Raw genomic sequence first — 6,418 nt, 5'->3', positions numbered from 1 at the left:
GGCCGCGAAGCGCGCCGCCGCATGATTGCGCGCCAGCGTCGCGATCCGCAGCAGCCGCTCGGGCTGGGCATCCCATAGCGTGGGGAAGGCTTCCTCGCGCTGTGCCGGCGCACGCGCGCCGACATGGCGATGCGTGAGAGCCCTCGCATTGAAGTGGCTGGTCGGGGCCGCGGCATGCAGCAGGTGGCTGACGCTCCAAACCCGGCTGAGCGCCTCGGCAGCATGGGGGACAGGACGATAGCTGCGTTCGATCCGGATATGCTCGGTCCACGTCGCCGGCTTGATGCCGTCGGCGTCGGTGAAGGCGAGGAGGAGCTCGCTCGCCATCGCCGTGAACGCGTCCTGTCCGAGCTCGGCGCGCTTGCGCAGCATGCGCCAGGCGCGCCGCTTGAAGTAGAGCAGGGTCTGGTCGGACAGCGCGATGCGCGGAGCGGTGCTCTGCAGTTCCTCGCTGAGCTTCAGCGCCTGGCGCGAACCGGGCAGCCAGACGCGGTCGTTGTAGACCCGGCCGCGATAATACATCGGCGCCGCCAGCTCGAACTGCCGCGCGGTTGCAGCGAACAGCGGGCCGTCGTCGGTGAGATCGGCATATTTGAACAGGCGCCGCAGCACCTGCACGTAGGGCGGCCGCGGGCTCATCGCGCGCACGGCTGCGAGCAGCGTCTTGTGCGCGGCGCTGTCTGCGAGCGCATGGTGGGCGAGCGCAATGAGGAACCGATTGGCGAAACCCGGCTGAGCCGAGTTCGCCGCCAGCAGGGCCTGGATCAGGCCCGCGCCATTGCCGTTCGCCAGCGCCATCTCGATGTCGCGGGTCGCCGCGGCATCCGTCGTTCGCGGCAGCGACAGCCGCGGCGCCGATCGCCGCGCGCCCATCAGTTCACTTGCGAGGGCATAAGCCGCGTAGTCCCGCGTCACCAGGCTGACATTGATGTCGGCGCAGCGGCGCAGCAGATCGGCGGCGTCGGCGCCGCCGCAGCGCGCCAGCGCATAGACGAGGCTGTAACTGGCATCCGTCGCGCCGGTCTTCTCGGCGAAGGCGGCGAGTTGGGGATAGGCGGCTGTGAGCCGGATCACACCGAGGCGCCAGAACAGGCGGTCGCGCTCCTTCTCGGGCCACGCACTGCGCGCGCAGACCGCGAGCTTCCTGAGCAATTCCGTGTCGCGTCCGTTGGCATCGACTCCAGCATCCGGAACGGTCAGCGGCGGTGCATCGCCGTCGATGCGGCGATAGCCGTCGTTGATCTTGGACACCACGACACTATCGAACAGCTTTTCGGCATTCGCGTGGGTGACCGGCGATGGGGTCTTGGTTCCATCCCTTAGCGACGTGCCGCGACGGCCATATCTGAAATTGACCAGATAGCGTGCGTCGTTGTCGGCGCGTTCCAGATCGACCAGATCGACTTCATAGAGCTTGTCGGATCTGCCTTCCTTCATCCAGAGGCGAACGGAGCGAACGACGTGCATTGACCACCCTGGGATGTCCGGGGCGGATTACATCGCAAGCCGGCCGTGCCGCGTCAATGGGGCGACGTCGAGGCGCTAGCCGATGCGGTCCTGTAACACCGGTCGGGTAGAGTGGCGGATGCATGGCCTTGCTGGTATGGCGCTGCCGACCGGAGGCGGCCGCGTCTCCGATCGCGCCGCCGCGGGCCTGCCCACCCGGAGCATCCGATGATCCTTGCTAGCTACGTCTACCGTGCCGTCTCCAACTTCGTGTTCCTGGGGCTGGTCTATTTCACGCTGAACCTGCTGGAAAAATACGAGCAGCGCGCGACGGTCGCGATCCTGGTCCTGGTCTATGCGGTGATGCATGCACTGTCCGGCCTGCGCTCGTTCTATTTCTTCCAGCGCATCGAGCGCCTCGAAGGCGAGACACGGCGGCTGGCCGCAGCGGCCGGCGAGGGGCCGAATGCCGCAGCCTCGCGCAAGCAGATCGTCGCCGATGTCACCGAGCTCAGGCATGCCGGCGAGATCAAATCCTACATCGACATCTTCTTCCTGGCGCTGGTGATCCTGCTCTGCGTCGCCAAGATCGTGGCCAGCTAGAGCGGGCTAGTCCGGCACGCGCTTGCCGGCCGCCGAGGCTTCGGCGCGCGGGGTTCGCTTGGCGACGTGGACCGCCGCGTTGCTCGCAGCCGGCGGCGCGACATGGAGGGGCGCGCCGTGGCCTCTGCCATGCGCCGCCGCGGGGATCTGATGCGCGGCCTGCTTCGGATGCCCGGCCTGGCGTGCCGAGATCGCCTGCGCGCGCGGTGCACCGGCGGCTGGACCAGCCGCGCGCTGTGCGAGGCGACGATTCGCCGCGAGCAGGGTCAGGTCCAGCGCTTCGGGAACGCGAAAGACGTCGGCCGCCGGGATCGGCAATGTCGAGACCGGTGCGAGCTGCGCGACCTGCGGTTGCGGCCACAGCGTGCGGACGGGCGCACCGACGCGTGCGCGCTGCGCGTGGTCGAGAGCGTCCGCATAACGCCAGTCCATGTCGGCAAACACCGGTGCCGGCAGCGTCCGCGTCGCGGTGAAGACGAAGTTCGGAATTCTCGGCCAGCGCGTGGTCGCCACGGTCTCGGTCGGCGGATGCATGAACCATTGCTGCGGCTGGGTCGGTGTTGCCGGACGGTCGGCGGTCGCGGGCACGACATGGACGATGCGGTAGCCGCGCTCCCTGAGCGTGTTGAGGATGCGCGGCAGCGCTGCCACGGTGCGCGGCTGGATGTCGTGCAGCAGAAGGATGCCCTTGTGCTTGGCCTCGATCCGCTGGATCGCGAGGTCGTAGACCCGCTGCGGCGAGATGTGGCGCCAGTCGTCAGCCGGGAAGTCGGCGCTCCAGACCTGGATGCCCTGGGACGCCAGATAGGCCTCGGGGATCTCGGCACGCATCAGGCCGGGAATCCGGAAGAACGGCGCGAGCTTGCTCTTGTCGCCGTTGAGTGCGGCGAGCGTCGAGGCGATGCCGTCGTCGACCTCCTGCCGCACCTTCTCGAGCGGCATCTTGTTCATCGTGAGCGGATGGTTCTGGCTGTGGGTGCCGACGGTATGCCCGGCTGCGATCAGCTTGCGCACGCCCTCCGGATTGAACCGGGCCTGGGAGCCGATGGTGAAGAAGGTCGCCTTGACGCACTGGCTGGCGAGAATGGCCAGCACCTGGTTGCTGTATTTCGGCAGCGGCCCGTCGTCGAAGGTCAGCACCACCTCGTGGTCGGCGAGCGGCAGCGTCTCCGGATATTGCATGGTGCCGATCCGCGGATGCTCCTTGGGATCGACGACGATGGTCCGCGAGGTGCCGAGCGCGTTGGGGTTACCCGGGCAATCCGCGGCAAGGGCGGCCTGCGGCGTCATGAAGCAACAGCCCAGCAGTGCCGCGCCGATCACGGTCCGCGACTGCTTCCGGATCATCGCCAGGACGTTTGCAATCATCGAATCTCGGCCGCATTCCAAACGCACTGACGAATCCTTAAGGGCGGCCCCATGAATGCCGCCTTAACGGTCTGTAATCCACCTTGGGTGCCGGGTTCAATGTGTCCGGTCAGACACGGTCTTCATCGCCGCCGGGACGATGTGGACGACGTGATAATTATGCCCCTGCAGGTACCTTAGAAAGGCGGGCAGCATTTCGGCTGTGCGCATTTGCGGGTCATGCAGCAGGATAATTCCCTTGCGATGGCCTTCGAGCCGCCCGGTGAGCAGCTTGAGTTCCTCCTCGGGGGTCATCTTGTTCCAATCGCTGGCCCAGAAATCAGCTCCGAACACCGCGATACCGCGCTTTTCCAGACGCTCGAGCAGGGCTGGCGTCGACTCGAAATAGGGGAACCGGAAGAACGGCGTGCTCGGAACCGTGCTCGCGGTGCCGCGCAAGGCCATCTGGACCGCTTCGATCCCTCGGTTGATGTTCGCCTCGGCCTGATCCAGCGGCATCTTGTTGAGATGCGGATGGTCCCAGCTGTGGTAGCCGATGGTGTGGCCGAGGCGCGCGATCTTGCGCACCATATCGGGGTGATCAGCCGCGTTGCGGCCGACCATGAAGAACGTTGCCTGCACACATTCGGCGGCCAGCGCCGTCAGCACCTTGTCGGTGACCCCGGGTGTCGGCCCGTCGTCGAAGGTCAGCACGACCTCGCCATCCCGGAGCGGCAGGGTCTGCGGAAAGCTCTTCAGCCCGACGCGCGGATAGGTCGCAGGATCGACCTCAAGTACACGTGAGGTGCCGAGCGCGTCCTTGCGGGTGCACTCGGCGGCCTTCGCCGCGCCGGTCAGCGCGCAAGGTGCGAGCGCGATCAGCGCCGCGACAACGTTCAGGATCGGTCGCGGTGCGCTCGACTTCTTTCTCATTGCACAGGGCCCCACCGATTAGGTAATCCGTTCCGCACTCATCCAACCAGTTTTTCCCCTCCTGTCAAACCGGCGAAACACGGCATGGCCGAGAAAATCGACGTTGCCGAGCCCGCCGAGGCCGACCCGCTGGCCCGGATGCCGATGCGGGACGAGGAGGGCCAGCTCCGCCCCGAATTCGTCGCTGGCATGACCCGGGCCATCCATGCCGCCGACCGGCCCCTGCTGTGCGAGGTGGTGGCGGAACTGCACGAGGCCGATCTCGGCGACCTGATCGCGGCGCTGGAGCCGGACGACCGCGTCACCCTGGTCGAGATCGCGGGCACGGATTTCGACTTCGCGGCGCTCAACGAGGTCGACGAGGCGGTCCGCGAGGAGATCCTCGAGGAACTCGAGCCGGAGACCGTGGCCGAGGGCGTCCGCGAGCTTGAATCCGACGACGCCGTCGAGCTGCTGGAAAGCCTCGACGAGGAGGACCAGGAAGAGATCCTGGAGAAGCTGCCGGCGGCCGAGCGCGAGGACATCGAGCGCAGCCTGCTGTATCCGGAGAATTCCGCCGGCCGGCGGATGCAGACCGAGTTCATCGCGGTGTCGCCGGATTGGAATGTCGGGCAGACCATCGACTACATGCGCGACACGCCCGATCTGCCGGAGCGGTTCTACGAGATCTATGTGGTCGACGCCGACAGGCACCTGCTGGGCGCGATGCCGCTCGATGTACTGCTGCGCGCGCGCCGCCCGGTTCCGATCAAGGACCTGATCGATGAGGACCGCCGCCGGGTCTCTGCGCTGGAGGACCAGGAAGAGGTCGCGCGGATGTTCGGCAAGTACAATCTGGTCGCGGCTCCCGTGGTCGACACCACCGACCGGCTGGTCGGCGTGATCACCATCGACGACGTCGTCGACGTGATCGAGGAGGAGGCCGACGAGGACCTCAAGGCGCTCGGCGGCGTCACCAGCGACGAAGAATTGTCCGACACGGTCTGGACCATCGCCCGCGGCCGCTTCAACTGGCTTTTGGTCAATCTGGCGACCGCGTTCCTCGCCTCGTCGGTGCTCGGCCTGTTCGAGGGCCAGCTCGAGAAGATGGTGGCGCTCGCGGTGCTGGCGCCGATCGTGGCCAGCCAGGGCGGCAACGCCGCGACCCAGACCATGACGGTTGCGGTGCGCGCGCTCGCCACCCGCGAGCTCGGCGCGTTCAACGCGATGCGCGTGGTGCTGCGCGAGACCATGGTCGGGCTGGTCAACGGCATCGCCTTTGCGGTGATCACCGGCATCGCCGCGGTGGCCTGGTTCAAGATCCCGGGCCTTGGCATCGTGATCGGGCTTGCGATCATCTGCAACCTGGTCGCCGGCGCGCTCGGCGGCATCCTGATTCCGATGGTGCTGGAACGGGTGCGCGCCGACCCCGCGGTCGCCTCCGGCACCTTCGTCACGACCGTCACCGACGTGGTCGGCTTCTTCTCGTTCCTCGGCATCGCCACGCTGTGGTTCGGGCTGAAATAACGGATCGTCGGCGGAACCGTTTATCGTTAATCGCGCCTTAACGGGGTTGGCGGATGATGCTCCTATCTCCAAAGGGGGCCATCATGCAGCGGTTGCGGCTCAAGGCGGACGGACGGATCGTCGAATTGCGCGACGGGCAGGAAATCCCGCTCGTGCCGGCACACCCGGCCGAGGCGGCGATGCACCCTGCGGCCGCGCGACCCGCGGTGCGCGATCTGCGCCGCCGCGCCCAGCTGACCCAGCTCGAATTCGCCGCCAAGCTCGGCGTTCCCGTCGAGACCATCCGCAACTGGGAGCAGGGCAAGCGCGCCCCGCGGGGGCCTGCCCGCGCACTGCTCGCCGTGATCGCGCATTCGCCGGAAACGGTGTTCGCCGCGCTATCGAGCGAGCCGACCGCGGCTTGAGCGGGCAGGGCGTTCTTCGCCGTCATTGTCAGCCAATAAATCGCGCTAACCCCGCGCATTCACCGCCGTCGTCCTGGCGAAAGCCAGGACCCATATGTGGACGGCCCCCGTGGCACAAGAGCTTTGTGGAACGGTTCGGATCGCTGTCATCCATATGTCCGGCCTGTTTGATGCGATCG

General features: G+C 66.9%; 5 protein-coding genes and 1 pseudogene. 3 read left to right on the top strand and 3 right to left on the bottom strand.

The window, feature by feature from the left end:
• Positions 1-1,467: pseudogene (locus tag AC628_RS40940) on the bottom strand (hypothetical protein); the annotation flags it as partial.
• A gap of 207 nt (positions 1,468-1,674) precedes the next feature.
• Between AC628_RS40940 and AC628_RS40935 the strand changes: the two are divergent.
• Positions 1,675-2,049: a hypothetical protein gene (locus AC628_RS40935; protein ID WP_050421676.1), complete on the top strand. Its 375-nt coding sequence runs from the start codon at positions 1,675-1,677 to the stop codon at positions 2,047-2,049.
• 6 nt (positions 2,050-2,055) lie between these two features.
• Here AC628_RS40935 and AC628_RS40930 read toward each other — a convergent pair whose 3' ends face one another.
• On the bottom strand, positions 2,056-3,417 hold the full coding sequence (locus tag AC628_RS40930; protein WP_074132484.1) for a polysaccharide deacetylase family protein: 1,362 nt from the start codon (positions 3,415-3,417) through the stop codon (positions 2,056-2,058).
• Positions 3,418-3,513: 96 nt separating this feature from the next.
• Complete coding sequence (locus tag AC628_RS40925; RefSeq protein WP_074132482.1) at positions 3,514-4,329, bottom strand: polysaccharide deacetylase family protein; 816 nt, start codon at positions 4,327-4,329, stop codon at positions 3,514-3,516.
• Between the two features lie 84 nt (positions 4,330-4,413).
• On the opposite strand from AC628_RS40925, the gene mgtE reads away from it, so the two are divergent.
• Complete coding sequence (gene mgtE, locus AC628_RS40920; RefSeq protein ID WP_074132481.1) at positions 4,414-5,835, top strand: magnesium transporter; 1,422 nt, start codon at positions 4,414-4,416, stop codon at positions 5,833-5,835.
• Between the two features lie 83 nt (positions 5,836-5,918).
• Complete coding sequence (locus AC628_RS40915; RefSeq protein WP_074132479.1) at positions 5,919-6,239, top strand: helix-turn-helix domain-containing protein; 321 nt, start codon at positions 5,919-5,921, stop codon at positions 6,237-6,239.
• Positions 6,240-6,418: the final 179 nt, after the last annotated feature.

Source organism: Bradyrhizobium sp. NAS96.2 (assembly GCF_001908235.1).
Lineage (GTDB): Bacteria > Pseudomonadota > Alphaproteobacteria > Rhizobiales > Xanthobacteraceae > Bradyrhizobium.
This window is presented reverse-complemented; position numbering and strand designations above follow the sequence as displayed.

What these genes read in the sequence shown, in the direction of transcription:
- AC628_RS40915 (WP_074132479.1), top strand. Translation starts at nt 5,919, where the DNA reads ATGCAGCGGTTGCGGCTCAAGGCGGACGGACGGATCGTCGAATTGCGC.
- AC628_RS40925 (WP_074132482.1), bottom strand. Translation starts at nt 4,329, where the DNA reads ATGAGAAAGAAGTCGAGCGCACCGCGACCGATCCTGAACGTTGTCGCG.
- AC628_RS40935 (WP_050421676.1), top strand. Translation starts at nt 1,675, where the DNA reads ATGATCCTTGCTAGCTACGTCTACCGTGCCGTCTCCAACTTCGTGTTC.
- mgtE (WP_074132481.1), top strand. Translation starts at nt 4,414, where the DNA reads ATGGCCGAGAAAATCGACGTTGCCGAGCCCGCCGAGGCCGACCCGCTG.
- AC628_RS40930 (WP_074132484.1), bottom strand. Translation starts at nt 3,417, where the DNA reads ATGATTGCAAACGTCCTGGCGATGATCCGGAAGCAGTCGCGGACCGTG.